Here is a 25,450-nt window from a genome sequence, read left to right as displayed (position 1 = left end):
CTCCGATCAGTTGATGGTCGCCGGTGGCGAGTGGACTCAGTTGCGTTGTCGGGCAAGGACCAGCCGCTGCAGCAGGACGAACACCAGGAGGATGCCGCCCGTGATGATGGTGGTGGCCTCCGGCGGGATGCCGCCGTCGCGGGTGATCAGGACGATCATCAGGCCCAGCACCAGGGAACCCACCACGGAGCCCAGGACGAAGCCGACGCCGCCGGTGAGCAGGGTGCCACCGATGACGGTGGCGGCGATCGCGTCGAGCTCCCAGCCGATGCCGGTGATGTTCTGCGCGATCCCCAGCCTGGAGGTGTAGACGACGGCGGCCACGCCGGACAACAGTCCACTGATGACGTAGACCCACATCTTGGTGGCGTGCACGGGCAGGCCCATCAGCTGCGCCGACTGCTCGGAGCCGCCGATGGCGTAGACGGTGCGCCCCATCCGGGTGCGGTGCAGCAGGAACATGGCCACGGCCACCACCACGAGCGCGATGATCACGCCCGGGGTGATGACCAGGTCGTTGACCTTGGGACCGTCGATGATCTTGAACTGCGTCGCCAGCACCAGGATGCTGGCGTCCTCGGCGAGCCGCTCGGGCACGGTGCTGAGCATCGACGCCAGGCCGCGCGCCAGGAACATCATGGCGAGGGTGGCGATGAACGGCTGGACGTTGAAGTACTGCACCAGCACGCCCGACACCACGCCGAACACACCGCCCATGGCCACCATGAGCAGCACCACCACCCAGCCGTTCCAGCCGGCGTTGGTGAGCATCACACCGGCGACGCTGGTGAAGGCGATCACGGCCCCGACGGACAGGTCGATGCCACCGGTGATGATCACGAACGTCATCCCGACGGCGAGGATGATCAGGTGGGAGTTGTTGATGAGCAGGTTGGAGATGGTGCTCATCTGGACGATCCGGCCGTAGGCCACTTCGCCGTAGACCACCATGGCGATGAAGATCACCAGGGCGGCCAGGGTGGGCAGGAGCTCCAGGCGGAGCTTGACCCAGTCCTTGAAGGAGGTGCTGGATTCGGTCATGGTCGCGGCGGTCATGCTGCCACCGCCTCCTTCCTGGCGGGACGGGACCCGGACGTCCGGCGTCTGCCCAGTGCCTGTCGGACGCGTTCGGACTGGATCAGGCACAGCACGACGATCACGACGGCCTTGAAGGCGGGCGTCGCCGAGGACGAGATGCCCAGGAACACGACGGTCTTGTCGAGGGTGGCGATCAGCAGGGCGCCCACCGTCGCGCCGGTCAGGTTGAACTTTCCGCCGGCGAGGGACGTGCCGCCGATGACGACGGCGAGGATGGCGTCCATCTCGAGCTGGTAGCCGGTGCGGGAGATGTCCACGGTCATGACGCTGGCCGTGGCGAAGACTCCGGCGACGCCGGCAAGCAGACCTGCGATGGAGTAGACGGCCAGCAGCAGGCCGCGCCGGTTCACGCCGGCCAGGCGGGCGGCCTGGGGATCCATGCCGATGGCCTCGATCATCAACCCGAGGGCACTGCGGCGCACCAGCAGGCCGACGAGGACGACGATGGCCAGGGCGAGCAGGAACACAACGGGCAACCCGAACAGGTAGCCGTTGGCGATCCAGCGGAAGGGGTCGTTGACGGCGCTGGTGTTCTGGCCGCCGGTGATGACCTTCGCGATGCCTCGTCCGGCGAGCATCATGATCAGCGTCGAGATGAAGGGCTGGAGGCCCACGACGGAGACCAGGATGCCGTTGACCAGACCCACGACGGCACTGACCAGCAGCGCGAGGCCGAGGGCGGCCATGGCGGCGCCGAACGTGTTGGGGGCCGCGGCCAGGAACTGCATGGAGGTCGCGCCGGCGATCACCATCACGGAACCCACCGAGAGGTCGATGCCGCTGGTGGCGATGACCAGGCACATGCCGATGGAGATCATCATGATGGGCGCGGCGGCGCGGAGGATGTCGATGAGGTTGCCCACGAGCGCGCCGTTGGCGTCGTTCCAACCGATCGAGAGGTAGCTGGGGTCCTTGGTCAGGTTGACCGCGAGCAGCAGGAGGATCGCGACGATGCCCCAGAAATACTGGCGGCGCACGACCCCCTTCAGGAACGCGGCGGGACCGGTGCTCTTGTCACTCACTGCGCGACCTCCCTGGTCTCCTGCGCGCCGGCCTCCGGCGCGTCCACTTCGCTTCCGTGGTCAGCGATGATCTTCACGATGGTCTCCGCCGTGACTTCGGGCCCATTGGTGACCTCCGCGATCATACGGTGGTCCTTGAGGACGATGATCCTGTCGCTCAACCTCACCACCTCCTCCAGCTCGGACGAGATGAAGATGACCGCGACGCCTTCTGCCGCGAGTTCGAGCACGTGCTCCTGGATCTCTGCCTTGGCGCCGACGTCGATGCCGCGGGTGGGCTCGTCCAGGATCAGGATGTCCGGCTTGGTGGCCAGCCAGCGCCCCAGGAGGGCCTTCTGCTGGTTGCCGCCGGAGAGGTTGCGGATGGCCCGGTTGGGGTCCGAGGGCCGGACGTTGAGCTCCACCATGTACTTGTCGACGATCTCGTCGGCCTGCTTCCGGGCCAGCGGCCTGGCCCAGCCCCGTTTGGCCTGCACGCCGAGGACGAGGTTCTCCCGGACCGTCAGGTCACGGATGATGCCCTCGTCGCGGCGGTTCTCGCTGGAGAAGGCGATCCGCTGCCGCAGGCCGGCCGCGGGGGTGTTCACCGCGATGCGTCGGCCGTGGACCTCCACCTCGCCGGAGTCCGGCTTGTCGGCGCCGTAGATCAGGCGCGCCAGCTCGGTGCGCCCCGAGCCGAGGAGGCCGGCGAGTCCGACCACCTCACCCTTGCGCAGTTCGATGTCGACAGGGTCGATCGAGCCCTTGCGGCCGATGCCGCGGGCACGGTAGACGGTCTCCGCGTCGGAGCGGTGGTCCTTGCGGGCGCTGGCGGAGTCGAGGCTCTTGAGGGTCTGGATGTCCTTGCCGATCATCTTGCCGATCAGGCTGGCCTGGTCCAGTTCGCCGGTGAGGTACTCGCCCACGAACTGGCCGTTGCGCAGGACGGTGAGGCGGTCGCTGATGGCGTAAACCTGTTCCAGGAAGTGGGACACGAACAGGATCGCCACCCCCTCGTCGCGGAGTTGGCGCATCACGGAGAAGAGTTGTTCGACCTCGGCGGAGTCGAGGCTGGAGGTGGGCTCGTCGAGGATCAACACCTTGGCGCGGGTCACCATGGCCCGACTGATGGCCACCAACTGCTGCATGGCCAGCGAGATCGACGCGAGCGACGCCCGCGGGTCCAGGTGCCCCAGTCCGAGCTTGGTGAGCGTTCGGGTGGCCGCCTCGTGGGTGGCCTTCCAGTTCACGCCGAAGCGGCCCCGGACCTCGTGCCCGAGCATGACGTTCTCGCCGATGCTGAGGTTGGAGCAGAGGTTGACCTCCTGGTACACCGTCGAGACGCCGGCCTCCTGCGCGTCGGCGGTGCCCTGGAACGCGACGACGTCACCGCCGACGGAGATCTCGCCCTCGTCGATGCGGTAGACACCGGTCAGCGCCTTGATGAGGGTGGACTTGCCCGCACCGTTCTCCCCCATGAGGGTGTGCACCTCACCGGGGAACAGACGGAAGTCCACCCCGTCCAGCGCCTTCACACCCGGAAAACTGATGGAGATGCCCTTCATCTCCACGATTGGCGACTGCGACATCGCGAACTCCCTGATACTGGTTGGCCACCGCGAGGTCCCCGCGGCCCGGAAAGGTGGGTGCGGGGCCCCTCGGACCCCGCACCCGCCACATTGCGTGGACTACTCAGAACTTCCGGTCCGGAAGGGCTTCCTCGGCCGCCTCGGGCGAGTCGAACGTCAGGCTGGGGACGATGATGTAGGAGTCCACGGACTCCCCGGCCAGCGTCTTGTTGACGACGTCGAGGGTGGTCTCGCCGAACAGCGGGTTGTACTCGGCGACGAAGCTGAGCTTGCCGTCGGCCAGCGCCTGCAGGGCGTTCTTGGTGCCGTCGATGGTGGCGATCTTGACGTCCTCACCGGGGACGAGTCCGGCCTCCTCGACGGCCTGGACGGCGCCGAGACCCATCTCGTCGTTCTGGGCGAAGACCATCTGGACGTCGTTGTTGTTGGACTTCAGGACGGTCTCGAAGACGCTCTTGGCCTCCTCGGTGGACCAGTTCGCGGTCTGGGCGCCGAGCTTGTTGAAGCCCTCGGCCTCGCCGATCACGGCGTCCCAGCCCTCGTTGCGCTCGTTGACGACGGAGACACCGGCCGGGCCCTCGAGGACGAAGTAGTTCGCGCCCTCCGGGAAGGTCTCGATGGCCCAGTTCGCCACAGAGGACGAGACCTCGATGTTGTCGGGTGCGATGCGGGTGACGTAGAGGTCCGTGTTGTCGGGCTCGATGCCGCGGTCGATCAGGATGACCGGGATCTCGGCCTCCTGCGCACGGGTCAGCGAGTCCTCCCAGCCGGAGCCCTCGGTGGCCGAGAGCAGGATCACGTCCACGCCCTCGTCGACGAACGAGGTGAAGGCGTCGATCTGGGACTTCTGGTCCAGGTTGGCCGCGGGTGCGTACTTCAGCTCGAAGCCCGCGTCCTCGGTGAACGTCTCCTGGATGTTGGCCTCGTTGGCCTGCCGCCAGGCGCCCTCGGGGCCCACCGCGACGAAGCCGACGGTGGTGAGCTCACCGGCGTCTCCCCCGCCTTGGTCACCCTCGCCGCCGGCGGTGTCGCCACCGCAGGCCGTCAACGCGAGTGCGCCGACCGCGACAAGTCCCATGAACTTGGCGAGGAATCTGTTGGTTGCCATGAATCTCCTCCTTGAGATGCCGCGGAACGGTGGGCCACCGGCCTTGTTGCTGGCTGCCCGGTCCGACGAATCGAGCACGCGACCTCCGCGTGCAACGTTGATGTTACCGGGAACATCTGTAACAGCGCAAGGTCGCGGGAGGCGGATTCGGTAACGATTCGGTCAAGCAGTCTCGTCGTCGGCGGCGATCAGCTCCACGACGGTGTCCACGCTGACGCCGGGGCCGTTGCTCATCTCCCCGATCTTGCGACGGTCCTTGAGCACGACGATCCTGTCCCCCATCCTGACCACCTCGTCCAGTTCGGAGGAGATGAACACCACGGCCATCCCCTCGTCCGCGAGGTGGGCGATCTGCTTCTGGATCTCCAGCTTGGCGGCGATGTCGATCCCCTTCGTGGGCTCGTCGAGCACCAGGACCCGGGGACGGGTCGCCAGCCAGCGCGCCAGCAGCACCTTCTGCTGGGCCCCGCCGGAGAGGGTCCCGACGAGGGTGTCGGGGGTGACGTCGCCGATGCCGAGCACCTCGATGTACCACTCGACGGTCTCGCGGCGCTCCCGGCCGGAGACCGGTCGGCCCCACCCGCGGTTGGCCTGCAGGGCCAGCATGATGTTGTCCGCGATGCTCATGGACTCGATCACCCCGCCCAGGTGGCGGTTCTCGGGCGAGAGCACCAGCCGACGGCGCAGCCCCGCCCCGGGCCCGGCCCGCGTGACCGGCTCCCCGGCGACGAGCAGCGCACCGCTCTCGGCACGGTCGGTGGCCGTCAGCAACCGGGCCAGCTCGGTGCGTCCCGAGCCGCGTAGCCCGGCGAGGGCGACGATCTCCCCGGGGAACAGTTCCAGGTGGGTGGGCTCGAACTCCCCGTCCCTGCCGAGCTCCTCGGCCACCAGCACCGGATCGCCCTCCGGGTCCTGCTGATGCGCCCGGCGCTGCGAGCCGAGGGCCTGCAGTTCCTCGAAGTCCTGGCCCAGCATCTTGGAGATCAGCTCGGCGCGGTCGATGTCCGCGGTGGGGTACTCCCCCACCACTCGCCCGTCGCGCAGCACGGTGATGCGGTCGCTGATGGCGTAGACCTGCTCCAGGAAGTGCGAGACGAACACGACGGCCACCCCGCTGTCGCGCAGCTGCCGCACCACCTTGAACAACCGATTCACGTCGCCGGGTTCCAGCGACGACGTGGGCTCGTCGAGCAGCACCACCCGCGGATCCCCCACCATGGCCCGCGCGACGGCGACGAGTTGCTGGACGGGCGGGGCCAGCGCGTCCAGTCTGGTCCGCGGGTCCAGGTCACCGAGGCCGAGGCGGGCCAGTTGCTCGCTGGCCGCTGCGCGCAGGGTCTTCCAGTCGATGCCGAACCGCCCGCGCGGCTCGTTGCCGAGCATGATGTTCTCGGCGACGCTCAGCCTCGGGCCGAGCTCGATGTCCTGGAACACCGTCGCGATCCCGAGGTCCCGGCTCGCCGCGGGCGAGCCGAGCGAAGCCGACTGGCCGTCGAGCAGCACCTCGCCCGAGACGGGGCCGGTGACGCCGCTGAGGACCTTCACCACCGTCGACTTCCCGGCACCGTTCTGCCCCATCAGGGCGTGCACCTCACCGGGGAAGAACCGGATGCTCGCGTCCTGGAGGGCCTCGACGCCGGGGAAGCTGACGGTCACCCCCCTGAGTTCTATGAGTGGCTCGGTCATCGGGCACCCGCCCGGGGCACGGCGGTCGAGGACCGCACCACCAGGTCCACGCCCAACTTGGTGCGCTGCGGGATGTCACTGCCCTCGGCGGCGGCCTTCATGACCTCGACGGCCTTGGCGCCGAGCGTCTGGAAGCCCTGCCTGACGGTGGTCAGCGGCGGCAGGAAGTGGGAGGCCAGCGGCACGTCGTCGAAGCCGACGATGCTGATCTCGTCGGGGACGGCGATGCCCCGGTCATGGAACCCGTGGACCAGGCCGAGCGCCATCTCGTCGTTGGCGGCGAAGATGGCGGTGTAGTCCGGGCGGCGCCCCAGCCCCTTGGCGAAGTCGTAGGCGAAGTCCGCGGTCCAGTCCCCCACCACGATGGGACGCTCGCGCATGCCCCACTCCTTGCGACGTGCGTTGTAGGCGCGTTCGCGGGCACGGGCGTCGAGCCAGTCGAGCGGCCCGGACAGGTGCAGCACGTCACGGTGGCCGAGGTCTGCAAGGTGGTCCACCAGCAGGTTGGCCCCCAACTTCTGGTCCAACGAGACGGTGAGGAAGTTCGGGTCTCCCTCGGCCTTCATGACCAGGACCGGCACGTCGATGCTGATCCTGCGCAGCGTGGCCACCGACGAGGACCGCGGCGCGATCACGCACAGCGCGTCGACCCCCTGGCCGGTGAGGTGGTCGACCGCCGCCTGTGGGGAGAGCTCCCCCTCCTCGTCCTGCAGGCCCACGGAGGTGACGAAGTAGCCGGCCGCGCGGGCGGCCTTCTCGACACCGCGCAGCATGCTGCTGGGACCGTACTCCTGGGCCGCCTCCACCAGCACCCCGAACCGTCTGGTCTTCTGCGTCGCCAACGCACGGGCGGCGACGTTGGGGCGGTAGTTCAACTGCTCGATGACGTCCAGGACTCGTTGCCTGGTCTCCGGGCGGATGCTCGGGTGGTTGTTGACGACGCGGGACACCGTCATGTGCGAGACACCCGCGGCCGCGGCCACCTGCCGGATGTTCGGGCGCCCCGGAATCGTCGCGTCACTCATCGGCGCACCTCCTGGATCAGCAACCAGTGTGGCACCACTGGCGCAGGAGGGTGTCGAACGACCTGTCGAAAAGGGTTATCGAAACCGATTGTTCCCGGTAACATCCGCGGGACGGGCGTCACCGAAGGACGTCCCGGAAGGCTCGACTCGAAGAGGAGTAGTCAAATGCAATCACGCACACCATGGCACGCGCGGCTGTCCCGTCGCGGTGTCCTCGTGGGCGGAGCGGTGGCCGGCGGATCACTCACCGCGGCCGCCCTCCTGCCGCAGGTCGGATCCGCGGCACCCCCCACCCCCGCCGCCACCGGCGCACCCGCAGTGGCCCATCCCACCGGCTGGGCGGTGCAGCCGTTCTCCCTCGGCGAGGTGACCCTGGACCCCGGCAGCGTCTTCGAGCGCGGGCGGCGCAACATGCTGGAACTCGCCCGGCGCTACCCGCTCGAGAGCCTGCTGGTGATCTTCCGCCTCCAGGCCGGCCTCATCACCCGAGAGGAGGCCCTGGCGGCACGCCCGGCCGGCGGCTGGGAGGGCTGGCCCGACGGCGGTGTCGACGCCGCCATCGAGCAGCGCTGGGGCGACGACTACGTCCGCGGCACCAACCGTGCCGGCGCCTCGGGACTGCTGCGCGGCCACTACAGCGGCCACATGCTGTCCATGCTCTCCATGGCCTACGCCTCCACCCACGACGAGGAGATCCTGCAGCGGGTGCGGCAACTGGTGGACGGCCTCGAGGAGTGCCGGGCCGCGATGGCCGACGGCAGGGGCGGCGTCACGTACTCCCACCCCGGGTTCCTGTCCGCCTACGGCGAGTGGCAGTTCTCGGCGCTCGAGGAGTTCGCCCCCTATGGTGAGATCTGGGCGCCCTACTACACCCTCGCCAAGATCCTGGCCGGGTTGGTGGACGCCTACCAGCACTGCGGCTACCAGCCCGCGCTGGAACTGGCCCAGGGCATCGGGCACTGGGTCCACAGCAGGCTGTCGAAGTGTTCGGTGGAGCAGCTGCAGCGGATGTGGTCCATCTACATCGGCGGCGAGTTCGGCGGCATGAACGAGGCCCTCTACGACCTGTGGGTGGTCTCGGAGGGCCAGCCCGACCCGTACGACGCGCCCCGCGACGAGTTCCTCGCCTGCGCTCAACTGTTCGACCAGGACCGCCTGATCGCCTCCTGCACCGCCGGCGAGGACCCGCTCACGGACCTACACGCCAACCAGCACATCCCGCAGTTCGTGGGCTACGCCAAGCTCGCGGCCGCGGGCCTGGTGCCGCGCGCGGCCGAGGACGGCTTCGACTACCACGCCACCGCCCGCAACTTCTACGGCATGATCAACCCGGGGCGGATGTGCGCCCACGGTGGCACGGGCGAGGGCGAGATGTGGGGACCGGCCCACACCGTCGCCGGTGACATCGGCAGCCGCAACGCCGAGTCGTGCGCCGCCTACAACATGCTCAAGGTCTCCCGCTCCCTGTTCTTCATGGAGCCCGACGCCGGCTACATGGACTACTACGAGCGCACGCTGCTCAACCACATCCTCGGGGGCCGCACGCGCGGGCTCGACAACGCCGAGAACGAGGGCACCCAGCTGACGCCCGGCAACTGCTACATGTACCCCGTCCACCCGGGCGCCACCAAGGAGTACGGCAACGGCAACATCGGCACCTGCTGCGGCGGCAGCGCCCTGGAGAGCCACATCAAGTACCAGGACACCATCTGGTCCCACGCCAAGGACGACTCCGCGCTGTACGTGAACCTCTACATGCCCTCCACCCTTACCTGGGCATCGAAGGGGGTGGTGCTGCAGCAGGTCACCGAGTACCCGCAGGCGGAGACCTCCAGCATCACGGTCACCGACGGTGGGGGCGAGTTCGCGCTGCACGTGCGGATCCCGGCATGGACCACCGGGGCGACGGTGGCCGTCAACGGCGCCGAGCCGGAGCCCGCAGCCAGCGGCGCCTACCACGTCGTCGCGAGCCGCGACTGGGCCGTGGGCGACACCGTCGAGGTGCGGATCCCCATGGATCTGCGGACCGAGGCGACGGACGACAGGGCCGACATCCAGGCGCTGTTCTACGGGCCGACCCTGCTGAACGGCCTGAGCAGCAAGAAGGAGTTCCTGGACTTCAGCTTCTACCGGCGGCTCGGACTGGATGCCACCATCCAGCACGGCTACCGGCAGACCCGGGACGAGACGCACGGCCACTTCCTGTTCGAGATCGACGGGACCACCTTCGAGCCCGCCTGGAACGGCAACAACTCCGCCTACCACATGTACTTCCGCAGGTCCGAGGCGACCGTCGCCTTCGCCGGCGCGGACTCGGGCCTGAAGAACCCGCAGCGGACGGTCATCCGCGAGGGTCGGGAGCAGACCGTGACGCTGCTGGACGAGATCTGGGAGACGGCCCCGTTCGCCGACCGCGGCCAGTTCCTCGCGGCCGTGCGCGACGTGACCGCGGACTGGCAGGAGCGTGGCCAACTCAGCGCCCGCAACCGCCAGAGCGTCCTGGTGGCGGCCGGGAAGGCGAGGCTCTGAAATGACTGACAAGGAGAAGAACATGAGCAGGACCCGAGGCCCCGTGGCCCGGCTGGCCGTGGGGGCGATCGCCCTGGCCACCGCCGTCGCGGGCGCCCTGGCCCCCACCGCCGGGGCCTCACCCGTCAACGTGGCGCTTGCCACCAACCCGGGCGGAAACACCCCCACCATCGAGTTGTCCCACGTGAACGCGGGCTCGGCCGAGATCCTGAACGACGGCGCCTCCGGCAACGGCAGCGCCCGCGGCACCAACTGGAACGCGTGGCCGGAGAACAGCGGCACCACGGTGACCGTCAGCTGGCCCTTCTACGTCGACGTCACCAGCACCACCTTCCACGCCTGGACCGACTGCCCCACCACGAGCGACTGCAGCGGAGGGGTGTTCATCCCCTCCGACGTGGAGGTGCAGACGTGGGACGCCGACGCCGAGGAGTGGGTGGCCGTCTCCCTCACCGGGGACGCGCCGGCGATGCCCGAGGGCGTCGACGGCGTGCGCGACTACCCGATCAGCCACGAGTTCGACGAGGTGCGCACGTCGTCGGTGCGCTTCACCTTCCCCGGCCAGGAGCGGCCGGTGGGCGCCACGGAGGTGGAGGTCCTCGGCGAGAACACGGACCTGCCCACCACCGAGCCGGATCCGATCGATCCCGGCCACCCGGGAGCGTTCATCGACCACGAGCAGGTGGAGCTGCGCACCGTCCCCGGTGAGCTGCCGGAGTTCCCCGAGCACGTCTGGGTGCTGTACGAGGCGACGGCCGAGCGTGCCGACGCGGGCCTGCCGCCGTTGGTCAACGACCTCGAGGTCGCGTGGGACGTGGCCGCAGTGGCTGCCGAGGACTACGACGAGGCGGGCGACGCCTTCAGCGTGACCGGCACCGTCGAGGGCAGCACCGTGACCGCGGAGGTGGCAGTCCACGAGAGCCTCGCTGCCGAGGTGACCGACATCGACCCGGCCTCGACCCTCACCACCGCCGGCCTGGCGCCGGTGTTCCCGGACACCGTCACCGTGACCTACGCCGACGGCTCCCGTGCCAGTGGGGTCCCGGCCGAGTGGGCCGAGGTGGCGGCCGCCGACTACGCCGAGGTGGACGGCTTCGGCCTGGTGGACGCCACCGTCGAGGGCGTCATGCGGGAGGAGCTCGGCGCGTTCTTCGTCGTCGCCCCCTCCCCGGCCGACGCGGCGCCGGTGCTGCTGCTGGACTTCGCGGAGGACTCACTTGCGCCGAGCGGCTGGCACACCACCGCGCCGCGGGTGCGGGTGCAGGCGGACCGTGGCGTCACCGAGTCCGAGATCGTCGGCCTCGAGTACTGCCTCACCGACTGCGGCGACGGCGGCGCCGGTTGGGCGGACTACGCCTTCCCGGTCTTCATCGAGGCGCAGGGAGAGGTGACCTTCCGGGCACGGGCAACTGACGACGGCGGCCGCGTCGGGGAGGCGGAGGTCACGATGCGGATCGACACCTCCGCACCGGTCACGACCGCCACTGAGACCGTCGAGGGCCGCGACGCCGTGATCGAGCTGAGCGCCAGCGACGCCGACGGCTCCGGGGTGACCCGCACCGTCTGGTCCTCCGGCCCGTCGAGCAACCCGAACAGCTCCGAGAACGTGATGTGGGGCACCTACGACCCTGCCGAGCGGATCCAGCTGCAGCTGTCCACCAGCCGGCAGACCTACGTGCACTTCCGGTCCGAGGACGCTGCGGGTCACGTCGAGGAGGTCAGGACCCTCGAGTTCGACCCCCTCGACGACGTCGAGCCGACGCCCGACCCCAGCGAGGACCCGACCCCGGATCCCAGCGAGGAACCGTCGCCGGATCCCAGCGAGGAACCGACCGAGGGCCCGTCCGAGGAGCCCACGGCAGAACCCAGCCCCTCCCCGACCACGCCCGTGGTGGACGTTTACTCCACCCCGGGATTCCACGTGGTCAACGGGCGCCAGTGGTACACCACCTGTGAGCCGTACTCGCAGACCATCCGGTGCACCACGCAGATCTGGGCCACCCAGGTGGCGGGCGTGGACGGCACCTTCGCCAACAGGACCGGCTGGTACTTCAACAACCTGACGTACCTGCCGCACATGTCCAGGGCGCAGTGGGCCGGCAACCCGCTGGGGGTGACCGGCACGTTCAACAGTGACGGGCGCCAGTGGCGCACCGAGTGCGACACGGCCGCCACGGGCCGCGGCGGCTGCCGCTCCTTCGTGGAGGCCGACGTCGTGCACGCCACCACCGCTGCCGACGGGACCCGGCAGTTCCGCCAGGAGCGGGAGTGGGTGTTCAACAACATCGTCCGCTTCGGCTGACGTTCCACAACCAAGAGGACGGCCACCCCCGCGCGGGGGTGGCCGTCCTCGTTCCTGCTCAGCCCTCGATCAGCGTGAGGATCGGGCCCTGCATGAAGTAGATGATGAACATCACGGCGACGACGTACATCAGCGGGTGCACTTCCTTCGCCTTGCCGCGCACCAGCTTGATGAACACGTAGGCCAGGAAGCCGGCGCCGATGCCCACGGTGATGGAGTAGGCGAACGGCATCAGGATGATGGTGAGGAACGCCGGGATGGCCAGCTCGGGGCTCTTCCAGTCGACGTCGACCACCTGCGCGATCATCAGGAAGCCCACGAACACCAGCACGGGCGAGGCCGCCTCGGAGGGGACCATGTTGATCACCGGGGAGGCGATGATGGCCAGCAGGAAGGCAGCACCGGTGAACACCGACGCCAGACCCGTGCGGGCACCCTCACCGACGCCCGCCGTCGACTCGACGTAGGCGGTATTGGAGGAGACGGAACCCAGGCCGCCGGCCATGGCGCCGAGCGAGTCGACGAGCAGGATCTCGGTGGTGTGCGGGGGCATGTCGTTCTCGTCGAGGATGCCGCCCTCGGCGCCGACGGCCACCATGGTGCCCATGGTGTCGAAGAAGTCGGCCAGCAGCAGCGAGAAGACGAGCACCAGCAGGGCGATGAAGCGGGTGACGGAGAACTGGCCGTCGACGAAGAACGCCCCCACCATGTCCACCCGGCCGAGCAGGCTGAGGTCCGGGAGGGCGAAGTTGCCGAGCTGGGGCACGTTGAGCGCCCACCCCGTCGCGTTCTCGGCGCCCTGGGGGCCGAGCTTGGCGACGGCCTCGACGATGATGGCCAGCACGGTGGCGGTGACGATCGAGATCAGCATCGCGCCCTTGACCTTGCGGACGTGGAGGGCGACGAGGAGGAACAGCCCGATGACGAAGATCAGGATGGGCCAGCCCATGAGCGAGCCGCCGATGCCGAGCTCGACGGGCGGGGTGGCGGTGCTGCGCACCACACCGGCGTTGATGAGGCCGACGAAGGCGATGAACAGGCCGATGCCGACGCTGATGGCGGTGCGCAGGGTCTTCGGCACCGCCTTGAACACGGCGGTGCGGAACCCGGTGAGGACGAGGATGGTGATCAGGATGCCCTCCCACACCACCAGGCCCATGGCCTGCGGCCACGTCATCTGGGGTGCGAGCACGTAGGCCACCAGCGCGTTCAGGCCGAGGCCGGCGGCGATGCCGATCGGGAACCGGCCGATGAAGCCCATCAGGATGGTCAGGACGCCGGCCACCAGCGCCGTCGCGGCGGCGACCATGCCGATGGACTGGGCCACGGCTCCCTCGACGTCAGGGGACACGCCCGAGATCAGCAATCCGTTCGCGTCGACGGCGGTACCGATGATGAGGGGGTTCAGGGCGATGATGTAGGCCATCGCGAAGAAGGTCACCAGGCCGCCACGGAACTCCTGGCCGACGGTGGACCCGCGGCCGGTGATGTTGAAGTGTCGTTCGAGCCAGGTGCTGCTGTCCGCCTGGACGGACTCGGGCCGCCGTGCGGCCTTGGGGGACTTGTTGATCACGGGCAGCCATGTTAGCCGCCCGCGCCCGATCATGCGTGGTGCCCGCGCGGTACCGACACCCCTTGTGGACCGGGTAGATTCCTACCTGAGGAAAGGCAGGATCCAAGAACATGAAGAATTGGAAGTCAATCGCACTCTCCGGGATCGGCATCGTCGCCGTGCTCGCCATGTCGGCCTGCACCGATTCCGGGGTCGACGTCCCCTTGCCCGGTCAGGGCACCGGCTCCGCCAACGCGAGCCAGCCCCAGGCCGAACCGGAGCAGCCGGCCGAACCGGGCACCGTCGACACCCCCGCCCCCGAGGGTGGGGCCGCCGCCCGGGTGGGTGACACGGAGATCACGATCGACAAGGTGGCCTGCACGGTCATCAACGGCAAGTGGACGATGAGCGGCAGCGACGCGGAGGCCGACGACAAGGTGGCCGTCACCGGACCCGAGGACCGCTCCGCCGTCGAGACCGCCAGCGTCGTGCTCGCCGACGGCACCGTCGTCCAGGTCATGCCCGGTTCCGGCAGCGCCTCGATCTCCTGGGAGGGAGAGACCTTCACCGTCACCGGCCGCGGAGCGCTCATGAACCTCAACGAGCCCGACGCCTCCGGTGAGGAGGAGGACTTCGTCATCACCGCCACCTGCTAGTCGTTGAGCGGGGGTCCGGGCTCCGGCTCGGGAGGGGGCGGCGGTTCCTCGTCGCCCCCTCGGGACTCCTCCTCGGCCGCGGCGTTCTCCGCGTACCAAGCCACCAGGAAGGGCGACGGCGAATACGCTGCGACGCGTGGGGAACCCGATTCCGGTGTCCTCCACGCTGAGTCCCGGGATCAGCCCCGGGTGGATGCCGAACGCCGGTTCACTGGCCCGCCGCAGGGCGTGCTTCATCCGGTCCGAAGGCTGGGCCCGCTGCCTGTGCTCCATTCGAGGACCCTGCCTCCGGGCAGGGTCCCCACGGCGTCAGTCGAACAGGCCGTCGTCGATGCTGATGGTGTCGAACACGGGGGCCGGCAGTTCGCGCGGGCGCTCGGCCGCGACGACGTCGGAGTGGCCGCCGCAACCGTGGTCGAGGCTCACCACCCGGCCGTCGGAGGGCGAGTACTCGTTGGCGCAGGCGCCGAAGAGGGTGCCCAGCGAGCCACGCAGCGGCACGAAGTACGCGCACGTCGAGCACGGCGCAGGGGCCTGCTTCGACGCCTCGTCGTCCGGCCCGGGCGGACCGGCGAGCCAGCGCTCGGCGGCCTGGTCCCGCCCCTCGCGGGACAGCACGCGCTCGCGTCCCAGCCCGAGTTCGGAGACGGTGGAGCGCAACTGCACCCACTCGGCGGGGTCCGCGTCCACCGGGAGGTCTGTGGCGGCGAAGCCGGGCTCGAGGCGTGGGTCGTTGTCCGGCGTCGCCATGAGCATGCCGGCGCCGATGTCGCCGGGGCCGATCCGGTCCTCCCACGGCACCCAGTCCGGCGCCAGGAGGGCGTCGCTCTGGGGCAGCAGGACCACCTCGTTGACCGTCGGTGCCTTGGCACGGGCGGCCCGGACCATGGTCACCGCCCAGTGCCAGCCGGCGTAGCCGGGCAGCTGCGCCTCGAAGTAGTGCGTGACGATGCGATCGGCCTCCGCCACTGCGCTCTGGTGCTCGCCGACGGCGTCGGCGCCGGCCTGCTCGACGGCAGCCTCGCGGGCGAGGTCCACCGCCGCTGCGGTGACTGCGTCCAGTTTGGGGGAGGCCATTTGCTCACAACTCCAGTTCGTCGGCGACGCGGCGCAGCAGCTGCGCCGTGCTCGCGGCTTGCTTGTCCTCGGGGTGGCGGCCACGGCGGTAGCCGTTGCCGAGCCGATCCAGCAGGGCGATGAGGTCCTCGACGATCACGGCCATCTGCTCCGGCTTCTTGCGGGCCGCCTTGGACAACGAGGGCGGCGCATCGACCAGTTCCACGGAGAGCGCCTGCTCACCGCGGCGCCCGTCCATGACACCGAATTCGACGCGCTGCCCGGCCTTCAGGGAGGTGACTCCCGTCGGCAGGACGTTGGCACGCACGTACACGTCGCCGCCGCCGTCCTTGGTGATGAAACCAAAGCCCTTGTCGGCGTCGAAGAACCGCACCTTTCCAGTGGGCACAGCTTTCCCTCGCAATCTCTGTTCGCTCGACTTCCCATCCTATCGTGCCGGGAAAGCGGGCGAGCACAGCCCTCGGGGCGGGTTCTCAGCCGGCGGAGACGTTGGAGAGTTGGACACCTTCGGCGGGGGTGCCCGTGGTGGGCACCTCGAGGGAGTGGCGGAAGTAGTCGGCGTAGCGCAGCTTGGCGCCGGCGGCCTCGTCCACCACCACGAAGACCTTCGGGTGGAACTGCAGGATGGATGCGGGGCAGACGCCCGCGACGGGACCCTCCACCATGGCGGCGACGGCGTCGGCCTTGTGCTCACCGGAGGCGACCATCACGATTGCGCGGGCCTCCATGATGGTGCCGAGGCCCTGGGTGACGCAGTGCGTGGGCACGGTCTCGCCGTCGGAGAAGAAGCGCGCGTTGTCCTCGCGGGTCTGGCGGGTGAGGGTCTTGACCCGGGTGCGGGAGGAGAACGACGACGTGGGCTCGTTGAACCCGATGTGGCCGTTGGTGCCGATGCCCAGGATCTGCACGTCGACGCCGCCCACCTCGGCGATGGCGTTGTCATACTCCGCCGCGGACGCCGCCAGGTCGGCGGCGAAGCCGTTCGGCACGCGCACCCGGGAGGGGTCCATCCCGAGGGGCTCCTGCACGGTGCGGCGGATCGTCTCCTTGTAGCTGAGCGCGTGCTCGGGCGGGATGCCGACGTACTCGTCGAGCGCGAACGCGAGGGCGTGGGAGAAGTCCACCTCCCCCGCCTCCACCCGGCGCGCCAGCTCCTGGTAGAGCTGGATCGGGGAGCTTCCGGTGGCAACGCCCAGGACGGGGGTCTGGTTGCCGGAGATGCTCGAGATCACACGGTCGGCCGCGACGGCACCGACCTCTGCCTCATTCGGACAAATGACGACTTCCATTGCGCACTCCTGTGAAAGAACCCGGGGACGGGCAAGCTGCAAGACAATTTACTGAGGGCCCCAACAAATGTTGGCGCCTGCGGGAGAATCTATCTGCCCGCAGGCACAGCGCACAGGCCGGGGCCCCGTTTGCGCCGAACTGCTCACGCGAGCTGCACGGGGCCCACGGTTAGGATGGGGCCCATGGCTAGTTGGACCGACGGCGCGGCGTACGCGCCCATTGAACGCCCTGACGGCTTCGCCACCCCAGAGGTGGAGGCGCTCGAGGTGGCGGTCCCCCAACTGGCGCAGACACCCGGCCCGATTCCCGCGCCGCAGGGTTTCCAGCCGTCGGCCCCGCAGGCCCCGCTGGACCAGATCCGAACGGACCCGCCCCCCACTCGTGACCCGGCGACGCCGTTCACCACGGCCACGGCGACGTTGACGGCCGGACCCGACCAGTTCCAGACGGGCGAGCGGGACCCGCGGCAACCGTTCGAGACCTACACCACCGGCGTCGGCTCCCAGGAACTGCCGCCGCCCACCGGGGCGCCCCTGCCCGCCCCGACCGGGGCACCGCTCGCCCTGTCCGAACTGCCCCCGCCGGGCGCCTGGCCCGCCCCGGACGGTTCGGTGCCACCGCCGCCGGGACAGTTCGCGCCCCGCGGGCCGGCACCGTTGAACGCAGAGACCCTGAAGACGCTGCGCACGCTGCTGATCCTGGCCATCGTCGCGTTGGGCATCGGGCTACTGGTCCCGGGCACGGCACCGTGGCTGGTCCTCGCCACGGGCCTCCTCGGACTGCGCACCAAGCCGCTCACGGGTCAGATGGGAACCTCGGCGTGCTGCGCGGGGGTGGCGCTGCTGCTGTTCGGCCTGGCGCTGCCTGAGGTGCCACGGCTGCTGAGCGCCGTCACCTCCATCGTGTTCATCATCTGGGCCGCCTACGGCCTGCGCAAGGGCCCACTGCCCCGCAGGTGATCCTCCAGGAGCCGGAGCTCCCCGGGCCCCAGCGCCACTGTCGATTCGTCCATCACACCCAGCTGCAGTGGTTCCCCACCCTCCCAGTGCGCCAGTTCGCCCAGGTTGGCGGGCCAGACGTCGTCGGGGAGGTCCGAGACGCGCCACCAGCGGAACCCCTTGAGCCGGTGGCGCTCGTTGGCACTCCAGGCCAGCGGCGCGGGCTCGAACCTGTCGGTCCGCAGCCGGAAGAACGACTCGTGCTGCACCAGCACGCGGTCGGAGTAGCCGTGCACCGCGATCCGCTCCGCCACCGGGCCCTCGAGCTGTTCGGGCGAGACGGGCAGGCCTGTCTCCTCGTGCGCTTCCCTGGCCGCGGCCGTGCGCGCGGACTCGCCGTCGTCCACCCCACCGCCGGGGGTCACCCACCAGCCCGACTCCACCACCCCGGGGTCGGAGTCGGCGATCAGGAGCACCTCGTCCCCGGCCAGCACCAGGACCCGGGCTCCCAACCGATGGTGCAGTGGCCGGGTCAAAGGCTGCGCTGACGCTCGTGGCGGACGGTGTCGTCGACGAGGTCCCGCCAGGTCTGGACCAGGTCGGAGTCCACGTAGGCCTTGAAGGAGCCGCCCGGGCGGGCGGAGCTGCCGATGTGGAAGGCGCGCACCCCTGCCCGGACCAGCCAGGGGACGTGTTCGGGGCGGAGCCCCCCGCCGGCCATGACCAACCGGGCGACGCGCTCGTCGGCCCCGGCCCGCCGGATGAGTTCGTCGAGGCCCTGCTCCACCCCGCGGGCGGAGCCGGCGGTGAGCACCTGGTCCAGCCGGGGCAGTTCCAGCAGCGTCGCCCAGGCGCGTTCCAGGTTGAGGCAGTGGTCGACGGCGCGGTGGAACGTCCAGGGCCAGTCCGCCTCCCCCGCCAGTTCGGTGACCACCTCGACGTCGACGTGGTTGTGCCCGTCCAGGAAACCGAACACCACGCCGTCGGCGCCGGAGTCCAGGTAGCTCTCCACCAGGCCCTTGAGGCGGACCACCTCACCGCCGTCGGTGCGGAAGCCCTCGCGCAGGCGCACCATCGGGCGGATGTGGATGGACGTGGCGCGGCGGACCTTCTCGACGGTGCGCGGCTCGGGCGACAGGCCGTCGTGGTCCATCGTGCCGAGGAGTTCGATGCGGTCGGCTCCCCCGGCCTCGGCGCGCTCGGCGTCGGCCGCGTGCAGCGCGATGACCTCCAGCAAGCTCATGGCCTCATCTTGCCAAGCCGCGCGGAAATGTGAGCGACAGACACTCGCTGATGGTCGAACCCGGCCCGCCGGGCCCCGGCCACCGACCGACCCGACACGCCGACCGGAATCGCCGGAAGGGGCACCCGCACCCCTTCCGGCGATTCCGGTCGGCGTGTCAGGCGGCGGCCGTGATCCGGTCGCCCGCCAGGTCCGCCGGGTCACCGGTGAGCGCGGCGAGCACCCGGCGCACCCCGACGGCCTCCTCGCGGCGGCCGTCGCGCTCCAACGTGCGGGCCAGCAGCAGCGTCACGTAGGAGTTGGTCGGGTCCTGCTCGAGGATGGTTCGGCACTCGGCCTCCGCGGGTCGGAGGGCGGCCTTGTGGAAGAGGGCCCGGGCCAGGTACTCGCGCACGGACAGGTTTCCGGGGTCGTCGGCCAGGACGCGCCTGAAGTGCTCGGTGGCCGCGCGATAGTTGCGGTCCTCGAAGGCGCGTACGCCGAGGTTGTGGATCAGCAGGGTGTTCACCAGGGGCTCCCTTCAGTCAGACCAACTGGTACACACTTCAACTATTTCTGCGAGCGATCTATTCCCGGACGACGAAGGGCGGCCCGACCGGAGTCGGACCGCCCTTCGAGCGGGTTCAGCGCGATGGGATCAGAAGCCCATGCCGCCCATGCCACCCATGTCATCGCCACCACCGGGCATCGGGGCAGCCTTCTCGGGCTTGTCCGCGATGACGGCTTCGGTGGTGAGGAACAGGGCCGCGATGGAGGCTGCGTTCTGCAGTGCGGAACGGGTCACCTTGGCGGGGTCGATGATCCCGGCCTCCACCATGTTGACGTACTCGCCGGTGGCGGCGTTGAGGCCCTCACCCTGCGGGAGTCCGGCAACCTTCTCCGCGACGACGCCACCCTCGAGGCCGGCGTTCGTGGCGATCTGGCGCAGCGGGGACTTGGCAGCGGTCAGCACGATCTGTGCGCCGATGGCCTCGTCACCCTCGAGCTCGTCGATGACGGCCGAAGCCGCGGCAGAGGCCTGGAGCAGCGCGACGCCACCACCGGGCACGATGCCCTCCTCGACGGCGGCCTTCGCGTTGCGGACGGCGTCCTCGATGCGGTGCTTGCGCTCCTTGAGCTCCACCTCGGTGGCCGCACCGACCTTGATGACGGCGACGCCACCGGCCAGCTTGGCGAGGCGCTCCTGCAGCTTCTCGCGGTCGTAGTCGGAGTCCGAGTTCTCGATCTCGCGACGGATCTGCGCGACGCGACCCTCGATGGCGGCGGCCTCGCCGGCACCCTCGACGATGGTGGTCTCGTCCTTGGTCACGAGCACGGAACGCGCACGGCCCAGCAGGTCCAGGGAGACGGCGTCGAGCGACAGGCCGACCTCCTCGGAGACCACCTGGCCACCGGTGAGGATGGCGATGTCGGCCAGCATGGCCTTGCGGCGGTCACCGAAGCCCGGGGCCTTGACGGCGACGGACTTGAAGGTGCCACGGATCTTGTTGACGATCAGGCCGGCGAGGGCCTCGCCCTCGACGTCCTCCGCGATGACCAGCAGCGGCTTGCTGGACTGCATGACCTTCTCCAGGACCGGCAGGAGGTCCTTGAGGGAGGAGATCTTGGAGTTGACGATCAGGATGTAGGGATCGTCCAGGGTGGCTTCCATGCGCTCCGCGTCGGTGACGAAGTAGGGCGAGATGTAGCCCTTGTCGAAGCGCATGCCCTCGGTCAGCTCGAGGTCCAACCCGAAGGTGTTGGACTCCTCGACGGTGATGACACCTTCCTTGCCGACCTTGTCCATGGCCTCGGAGATGATCTCGCCGACGGTGCTGTCAGCGGCGGAGATCGACGCGGTGGCGGCGATCTGCTCCTTGGTCTCGACGTCGATCGCGAGCTTGGTCAGCTCGTCGCTGATGGCCTTGACGGCCTTCTCGATGCCGCGCTTGATGCCCATCGGGTTGGCGCCGGAGGCAACGTTGCGCAGGCCCTCGCGGACCATCGACTGGGCCACGACGGTGGCGGTGGTGGTGCCGTCGCCGGCGACGTCGTCGGTCTTCTTGGCGACCTCCTTGACGAGCTCGGCACCGATCTTCTCGAAGGGCTCCTCGAGCTCGATCTCCTTGGCGATGGAGACGCCGTCGTTGGTGATGGTGGGCGCGCCCCACGACTTCTGGAGCACGACGTTGCGGCCCTTGGGGCCGAGCGTGACCTTGACCGCGTCGGCGAGGGTGTTCATGCCCTTCTCCAGCCCGCGGCGGGCCTCTTCGTTGAATTCAATCAGTTTTGCCATGGTGTTTCGGGAGTCCTCCCGTCAGTGGGGGCGGTTGCCCCGGGGTGTTCGTATCTGGGTAGATCCGCGACGGTGCCCGCGACGGACGGCCCGGAGGCCTCACCTTGCAGATCAGTAGCACTCAGCCCAGCCGAGTGCTAACTCCATTCTTAGCACTCCACCCAAGCGAGTGCAAAGATTTTCTGCCCTTCGACGACAGATCCCCGGAGCCGCGCCGCAGCACGCCCCCGGGGACCGGTCGGAACTCGTCAGAAGGTGGCCTGCGGCCACTGTGCGCCGGGCACGGAGCTGGCGGCGTTGTTCATCTCGCTGACTTGCTGGATGATGCCCATCATCGCGTTCACGTAGACCATGATGTAGCCGAAGATCGCACCCACCAGACCCAGGATCTGGGCTGCACCGATGGCGGTGCCGACGGGTACCGCCGCCAGTTCGATGATGCCCGCGATGATCCCGGCGATCGCTGTGATCAGTGAGGTGACGAACGTCACCGTCGTCTTCACGCCCTCCGCGCCGATCTTCTGCACCGCCTCGCCGAACGCCTTGGCGGCCTCCGCCACGTCGTTGGCGTGGTTGTACTGGCGGTCCATGGTGGCGGTGAACTTCTCCGCCGCGGGACCGGTCCAGCTGACGCCGGCCGACTTGAGGTTGCCCGGGTGCAGGGTCATGGCGAAGTCCGCACACTTGGGCGCCAGCTGGTCGCGCAGCTGCTCACCGGCGGAGCGCACCTCCCAGGGGGCGAGCACGTGCTTCATCGCCTCGTAGATGCGGTCGTAGATGGTGGCGATGGTGTCCACCGCACGTCGCAGCACCCTGCAGGCGTTGTCCACGACGGTCTTGGCGAACTTGCCGGCGGGCATCCAGCAGAACCAGCTCAGGATCCCCGAGAGCTTGTCCAGGATGCGCTCCGCCTTGTCCAGGACCTGGTGGCAGAAGTTCTTCACCTTCTCGATCAGGTTCTGGACCTTGTCGATGATGTCGAGGATCCACTGGACGTCCAGTTGGAACGAGCAGGCGTCGATGGTGGGGACCGAAGCCCCCGCCGCCCCGGCGATTCCACGTGTCACTGCGTATGCCATTTCAGTTCACCCTCACTCGTTGATGCTGGCCGCAACCTGCACGGCGTCGGCTTCTTGCTTCTGGTAGTCGGTCGCGGTCTGCTGCAGTCCCTCGGCGATCGCCGCGAGTTCCTTGGCCGCACCGCCGTAGTGGGTGGCGAACTTCTCGTTGCCCTCCCGGTACGGGCCGGCGGCCAGGAACCACAGGCCCCAGTGCTGGACCAGTGGGGAGGCCGCCTCGAAGCAGGCCTTCAACGTCTCCGCCAATGGCACGAGGTCCGCGAAGTACGCGGCGTCGTCACGGATGTCGGACAGGTCGACCGTGAAGTCCTCCGCTGTCGCACCGCCACCTCCGCCGTCGCCTCCACCGGAGCCCATGCCGCCATCGCCGGGGCCACTGCCGCCGCCACCGGGGCCGCTCCCACCGCCACCAGGGCCACTGCCGCCCCCTCCGGGGCCGGTGGGCATCCCGCCACCGCCGGGGCCACTGCCGCCGCCACCGGGGCCGGTTGGCATCCCGCCACCGCCGGGGCCGCTACCGCCGCCACCGGGGCCGGTTGGCATCCCGCCATCACCCGGACCGCTGCCACCACCGGGACCGGTGGGGAGGTCGTCGCCGGTTGGGAGGTCGTCGTTCGGGACGCCCGGGCCAGCGACCCCGTCGTCCGGGCGGGCCTCCACGTAGTCGGGGATGCCGTCGTTGTCGGAGTCGACGTCGCGGTAGTCGGGGATGCCGTCACCATCGGTGTCCACCGGGTCGTGCACCAGACCGTCGTCGCCGATCCCGGAGTCCGGAACGTCGGGGTTGGGGACGTCGGGGTAGTAGGGCCCGGGGGTGCCGGGCGGCGACGTCGGGTAGCTGCCCGAAGGGCTCACGCCGGTGTCCGACCCCGGCCACGTGACGTCCTCCCTGGGCATGGCACCGCCGATGCCGCCGGAGGGCAGGTCCGTGCCGACGCCACCCCCACCCGGGAGTCCGCCGCCACCGCCGGAGGGCATGCCACCCCCGATGCCGCCGCCCATTCCGCCGCCGGACCCGCCACCGAGGTCCGCGCCGGCGTCCTCGCCGCCGCCGGAGCCGCCGCCGGAGGAGCCACCACCGGAGGGGCCGCCGCCTCCCCCGCCTTCCTCGGCAGCGGGTTCCTCCTCGCCTGCGCCTTCGGGACCGCCGCCACCGCCACCCTCGGAGCCGACGCCGCCCTCGGCGCCGGAGCCCGTCGCCTCGGGGACGTCGACGTCGACGGTGCCGTCGGCGTTGACTGTCATGGTCTGGCCGTTGGCCTGCTCGATGGTGATCGAGCCATCCTCGTTGCGGGTCACGACGGTGCCGGCCTCGGTCTCGAAGGAGCCGCCCACGGCGAGGGTGGAGACGTCGAGCACCTCCTCACCATTGGTGAAGTCGGAGTCGATCGTCACGGTGCCGTCGGCCCCGACGGTGATCTCTGCGCCGTCGGAGGTGCTGATCACCGTGCCGTCACCGCTGGTGTCCACGACCGACCCGTCGGGGGCCACCGCCACCGTCTCGTCGACGACGGTGGTGTCACCGGTGATGTCGACGGCGTCGTCCGGCACGGAGGTCACAGCCTCGCCGGCGACATAGTCCTCGGCCGGCTCGGCGGCCTCGGCATCGACGCCGGCCTGCCCGCCGGGTGCAGCCTGGCCACCCCGCATGGTGCCGAAGTCCGTCTGGGAGTCGGGCCATGCGAACCGGCTGCCCGGGGTCACGTTCTCGCTCACAGTGAATCTCCTCGCTCGTTCTGCGCAGCAACCACCGCGGGCAGCTGCTCGATGATCTCGTTGAATGAATCGGTCAGGACGTTGCCGGACCTGCCGGCGAGCCAGCTCTCCTTGATGGAGACCTCGGAGACCAGGCCCGCGAACACCCGGACACCGACCATGCGGTTGGCCGTGTGGACCCAATCACCCACCGACTCGTCGGGCACGAACTCCTCCGGGTCCCGCGGCAGGTCCGCGTCGCCGAGGTTCTGCATCTTCAGGCTCTCGACGTCCAGGCGCTTGCCGAGGTTCTCGATCATGTCCGGCAGGGCGTCAACCTTGGCCTGCAGGCTGTCCTCGCTGATGGGGGCCAGCAGTTCCTCGGTCTTCTCCTTCAGCAGGGCGTCCCGGGCGGCGTCCACCTGGGCCTGGTCCACCTCGGGCGCGTCGCCGTCCTCGGCGGCCTCCAGCGCATCGATGTCGAATCCCATCGCGCGGGCCTGGGCTCTCCCGAGCACCTCGCCGATGAGCGCGGCCAGGTCAGCGGGCTCGACCTTCTCCTGCCAGGCCGGGACCACCGAGATGGCGGCCAGCGTCGTGTCGGGGCGGACCGTCACGCGGACCACGCCCGCATCGTCGGTGACGGTCACCTCCTCCGTCATCGGCGCCAGCGTCGCGAGTGCGCCAAGAACGTTGCGCAACTCCCTGTCCAGGTCCGCCATCAGTTCATCGGGTCCCATGCCTGTCCTCCGTCTTTCCACCCGGTTCGTCGTCGCGTCGAGTCTTTCAGCGGCTAGGGTCACAAGACGTAGGTACTGCCACTCAAACAGGAGCCGTGGATGGGCTCATCCGTGCTGTTGCGCAACGTCGCGAACGTCGTCAATCTGTCCACCCCGTTGGGGGTGCTCGTGGCACTCGCCACCGGCGCGCGGCTGCGGATCGTCGACGGGTTGCTGGTGGCCGAACGCGCACGGCTGCGGCTCCCGGCGGCGGCGCTGACCATCGGCAGCGTGGTGGTGGTGCCGCGGCGAACCCTGGCCGAGGCCGCCGACCGCATTCCGGGGCTGTTGGAGCACGAGGGCAACCACGCCTGGCAGTACACCTACTGCCTCGGGCTGCCGTTCATCCCCGCCTACTTCCTGGCGACGGGCTGGTCATGGCTGCGCAGCGGCGACCGCGCCACCGCCAACCACTTCGAGGTGCAGGCCGGGCTGGAACTGGGTGGCTACCGCAGGGGGAGGCTGCGCAGCGCGCGCAGCGGACTGTCGGACCTGCTGGGCCGCCTGCGGCCGGGCGACGGGTAGGAC

The 25,450-nt window shown here is 69.6% G+C and carries 22 protein-coding genes; 5 read left to right on the top strand and 17 right to left on the bottom strand.

What is annotated here, in order from left to right; genetic code table 11:
* Window positions 1–36 precede the first annotated feature (36 nt).
* The 6 genes from ACYU7G_RS10880 to ACYU7G_RS10855 all read right to left on the bottom strand — a co-directional run bounded on the left by ACYU7G_RS10880 (window position 37) and on the right by ACYU7G_RS10855 (window position 7,507).
* A complete protein-coding gene (locus ACYU7G_RS10880) occupies window positions 37–1,056 on the bottom strand; it encodes an ABC transporter permease subunit (protein ID WP_461107692.1) in 1,020 nt (339 codons plus the stop codon).
* Complete coding sequence (locus ACYU7G_RS10875) at window positions 1,053–2,120, bottom strand: ABC transporter permease (RefSeq protein WP_461107690.1); 1,068 nt, start codon at window positions 2,118–2,120, stop codon at window positions 1,053–1,055. The genes ACYU7G_RS10880 and ACYU7G_RS10875 overlap by 4 nt, the downstream gene beginning before the upstream one ends.
* A complete protein-coding gene (locus ACYU7G_RS10870) occupies window positions 2,117–3,688 on the bottom strand; it encodes a sugar ABC transporter ATP-binding protein (RefSeq protein WP_461107688.1) in 1,572 nt (523 codons plus the stop codon). Before ACYU7G_RS10870 ends, ACYU7G_RS10875 begins: the two co-directional genes overlap by 4 nt.
* A 103-nt stretch (window positions 3,689–3,791) precedes the next feature.
* The gene (locus ACYU7G_RS10865; protein WP_461107686.1) at window positions 3,792–4,796 is read right to left on the bottom strand and encodes an ABC transporter substrate-binding protein; all 1,005 of its coding nucleotides are present in this window, start codon (window positions 4,794–4,796) and stop codon (window positions 3,792–3,794) included.
* 162 nt (window positions 4,797–4,958) lie between these two features.
* Complete coding sequence (locus tag ACYU7G_RS10860) at window positions 4,959–6,482, bottom strand: sugar ABC transporter ATP-binding protein (protein ID WP_461107684.1); 1,524 nt, start codon at window positions 6,480–6,482, stop codon at window positions 4,959–4,961.
* Entirely contained in the window at window positions 6,479–7,507 is a 1,029-nt protein-coding gene (locus tag ACYU7G_RS10855; RefSeq protein WP_461107682.1) for a LacI family DNA-binding transcriptional regulator, read from the bottom strand. The genes ACYU7G_RS10860 and ACYU7G_RS10855 overlap by 4 nt, the downstream gene beginning before the upstream one ends.
* A 165-nt stretch (window positions 7,508–7,672) precedes the next feature.
* Here ACYU7G_RS10855 and ACYU7G_RS10850 point away from each other — a divergent pair, with 165 nt between their 5' ends.
* Both ACYU7G_RS10850 and ACYU7G_RS10845 read left to right on the top strand, forming a co-directional pair.
* Window positions 7,673–10,036 (top strand): beta-L-arabinofuranosidase domain-containing protein, encoded by a 2,364-nt coding sequence (locus ACYU7G_RS10850; RefSeq protein ID WP_461107680.1) that lies wholly within the window; start codon window positions 7,673–7,675, stop codon window positions 10,034–10,036.
* Window positions 10,037–10,058: 22 nt separating this feature from the next.
* Window positions 10,059–12,338 (top strand): Ig-like domain-containing protein, encoded by a 2,280-nt coding sequence (locus ACYU7G_RS10845; protein ID WP_461107678.1) that lies wholly within the window; start codon window positions 10,059–10,061, stop codon window positions 12,336–12,338.
* A 58-nt stretch (window positions 12,339–12,396) separates the two neighbouring features.
* Here the strand turns inward: ACYU7G_RS10845 and ACYU7G_RS10840 are convergent, their stop codons facing one another.
* Complete coding sequence (locus ACYU7G_RS10840; protein WP_461107676.1) at window positions 12,397–13,911, bottom strand: NCS2 family permease; 1,515 nt, start codon at window positions 13,909–13,911, stop codon at window positions 12,397–12,399.
* Window positions 13,912–14,021: 110 nt separating this feature from the next.
* Between ACYU7G_RS10840 and ACYU7G_RS10835 the strand changes: the two genes are divergently transcribed.
* Window positions 14,022–14,546: a lipoprotein LpqH gene (locus tag ACYU7G_RS10835; protein ID WP_461107674.1), complete on the top strand. Its 525-nt coding sequence runs from the start codon at window positions 14,022–14,024 to the stop codon at window positions 14,544–14,546.
* Between the two features lie 309 nt (window positions 14,547–14,855).
* On the opposite strand, the gene ACYU7G_RS10830 is transcribed toward ACYU7G_RS10835, so the two are convergent.
* The 3 genes from ACYU7G_RS10830 to nagB all read right to left on the bottom strand — a co-directional run bounded on the left by ACYU7G_RS10830 (window position 14,856) and on the right by nagB (window position 16,912).
* Window positions 14,856–15,623: a DUF3027 domain-containing protein gene (locus ACYU7G_RS10830; protein ID WP_461107672.1), complete on the bottom strand. Its 768-nt coding sequence runs from the start codon at window positions 15,621–15,623 to the stop codon at window positions 14,856–14,858.
* Window positions 15,624–15,627: 4 nt separating this feature from the next.
* Window positions 15,628–16,011 carry a cold-shock protein gene (locus ACYU7G_RS10825; RefSeq protein ID WP_461107670.1) on the bottom strand — a complete coding sequence of 128 codons (384 nt, stop codon included), beginning with the start codon at window positions 16,009–16,011 and terminating at the stop codon, window positions 15,628–15,630.
* 85 nt (window positions 16,012–16,096) lie between these two features.
* The gene (nagB, locus tag ACYU7G_RS10820) at window positions 16,097–16,912 is read right to left on the bottom strand and encodes a glucosamine-6-phosphate deaminase (RefSeq protein WP_461107668.1); all 816 of its coding nucleotides are present in this window, start codon (window positions 16,910–16,912) and stop codon (window positions 16,097–16,099) included.
* Window positions 16,913–17,095: 183 nt separating this feature from the next.
* On the opposite strand from nagB, the gene ACYU7G_RS10815 reads away from it, so the two are divergent.
* Window positions 17,096–17,872, top strand: a complete 777-nt coding sequence (locus ACYU7G_RS10815) for a hypothetical protein (protein WP_461107666.1) — start codon at window positions 17,096–17,098, stop codon at window positions 17,870–17,872.
* On the opposite strand, the gene ACYU7G_RS10810 is transcribed toward ACYU7G_RS10815, so the two are convergent.
* The 7 genes from ACYU7G_RS10810 to ACYU7G_RS10780 form a co-directional block, all read right to left on the bottom strand.
* Window positions 17,836–18,363 carry an NUDIX hydrolase gene (locus ACYU7G_RS10810; RefSeq protein WP_461107664.1) on the bottom strand — a complete coding sequence of 176 codons (528 nt, stop codon included), beginning with the start codon at window positions 18,361–18,363 and terminating at the stop codon, window positions 17,836–17,838. The genes ACYU7G_RS10815 and ACYU7G_RS10810 overlap by 37 nt on opposite strands.
* A 20-nt stretch (window positions 18,364–18,383) precedes the next feature.
* On the bottom strand, window positions 18,384–19,094 hold the full coding sequence (locus tag ACYU7G_RS10805) for a copper homeostasis protein CutC (protein WP_461107662.1): 711 nt from the start codon (window positions 19,092–19,094) through the stop codon (window positions 18,384–18,386).
* A 157-nt stretch (window positions 19,095–19,251) separates the two neighbouring features.
* On the bottom strand, window positions 19,252–19,602 hold the full coding sequence (locus tag ACYU7G_RS10800; RefSeq protein WP_461107660.1) for a tetratricopeptide repeat protein: 351 nt from the start codon (window positions 19,600–19,602) through the stop codon (window positions 19,252–19,254).
* Window positions 19,603–19,731: 129 nt separating this feature from the next.
* Window positions 19,732–21,369 carry a chaperonin GroEL gene (groL, locus tag ACYU7G_RS10795; RefSeq protein ID WP_461107658.1) on the bottom strand — a complete coding sequence of 546 codons (1,638 nt, stop codon included), beginning with the start codon at window positions 21,367–21,369 and terminating at the stop codon, window positions 19,732–19,734.
* Window positions 21,370–21,617: 248 nt separating this feature from the next.
* The gene (locus tag ACYU7G_RS10790; RefSeq protein WP_461107656.1) at window positions 21,618–22,448 is read right to left on the bottom strand and encodes a hypothetical protein; all 831 of its coding nucleotides are present in this window, start codon (window positions 22,446–22,448) and stop codon (window positions 21,618–21,620) included.
* Between the two features lie 12 nt (window positions 22,449–22,460).
* Window positions 22,461–24,164: a hypothetical protein gene (locus ACYU7G_RS10785; protein WP_461107654.1), complete on the bottom strand. Its 1,704-nt coding sequence runs from the start codon at window positions 24,162–24,164 to the stop codon at window positions 22,461–22,463.
* On the bottom strand, window positions 24,161–24,883 hold the full coding sequence (locus ACYU7G_RS10780) for a hypothetical protein (protein WP_461107652.1): 723 nt from the start codon (window positions 24,881–24,883) through the stop codon (window positions 24,161–24,163). Before ACYU7G_RS10780 ends, ACYU7G_RS10785 begins: the two co-directional genes overlap by 4 nt.
* A gap of 99 nt (window positions 24,884–24,982) precedes the next feature.
* Between ACYU7G_RS10780 and ACYU7G_RS10775 the strand changes: the two genes are divergently transcribed.
* Window positions 24,983–25,447: a hypothetical protein gene (locus ACYU7G_RS10775; protein WP_461107650.1), complete on the top strand. Its 465-nt coding sequence runs from the start codon at window positions 24,983–24,985 to the stop codon at window positions 25,445–25,447.
* Window positions 25,448–25,450: the final 3 nt, after the last annotated feature.

This window comes from Tessaracoccus terricola, assembly GCF_054776555.1.
This window is presented reverse-complemented; position numbering and strand designations above follow the sequence as displayed.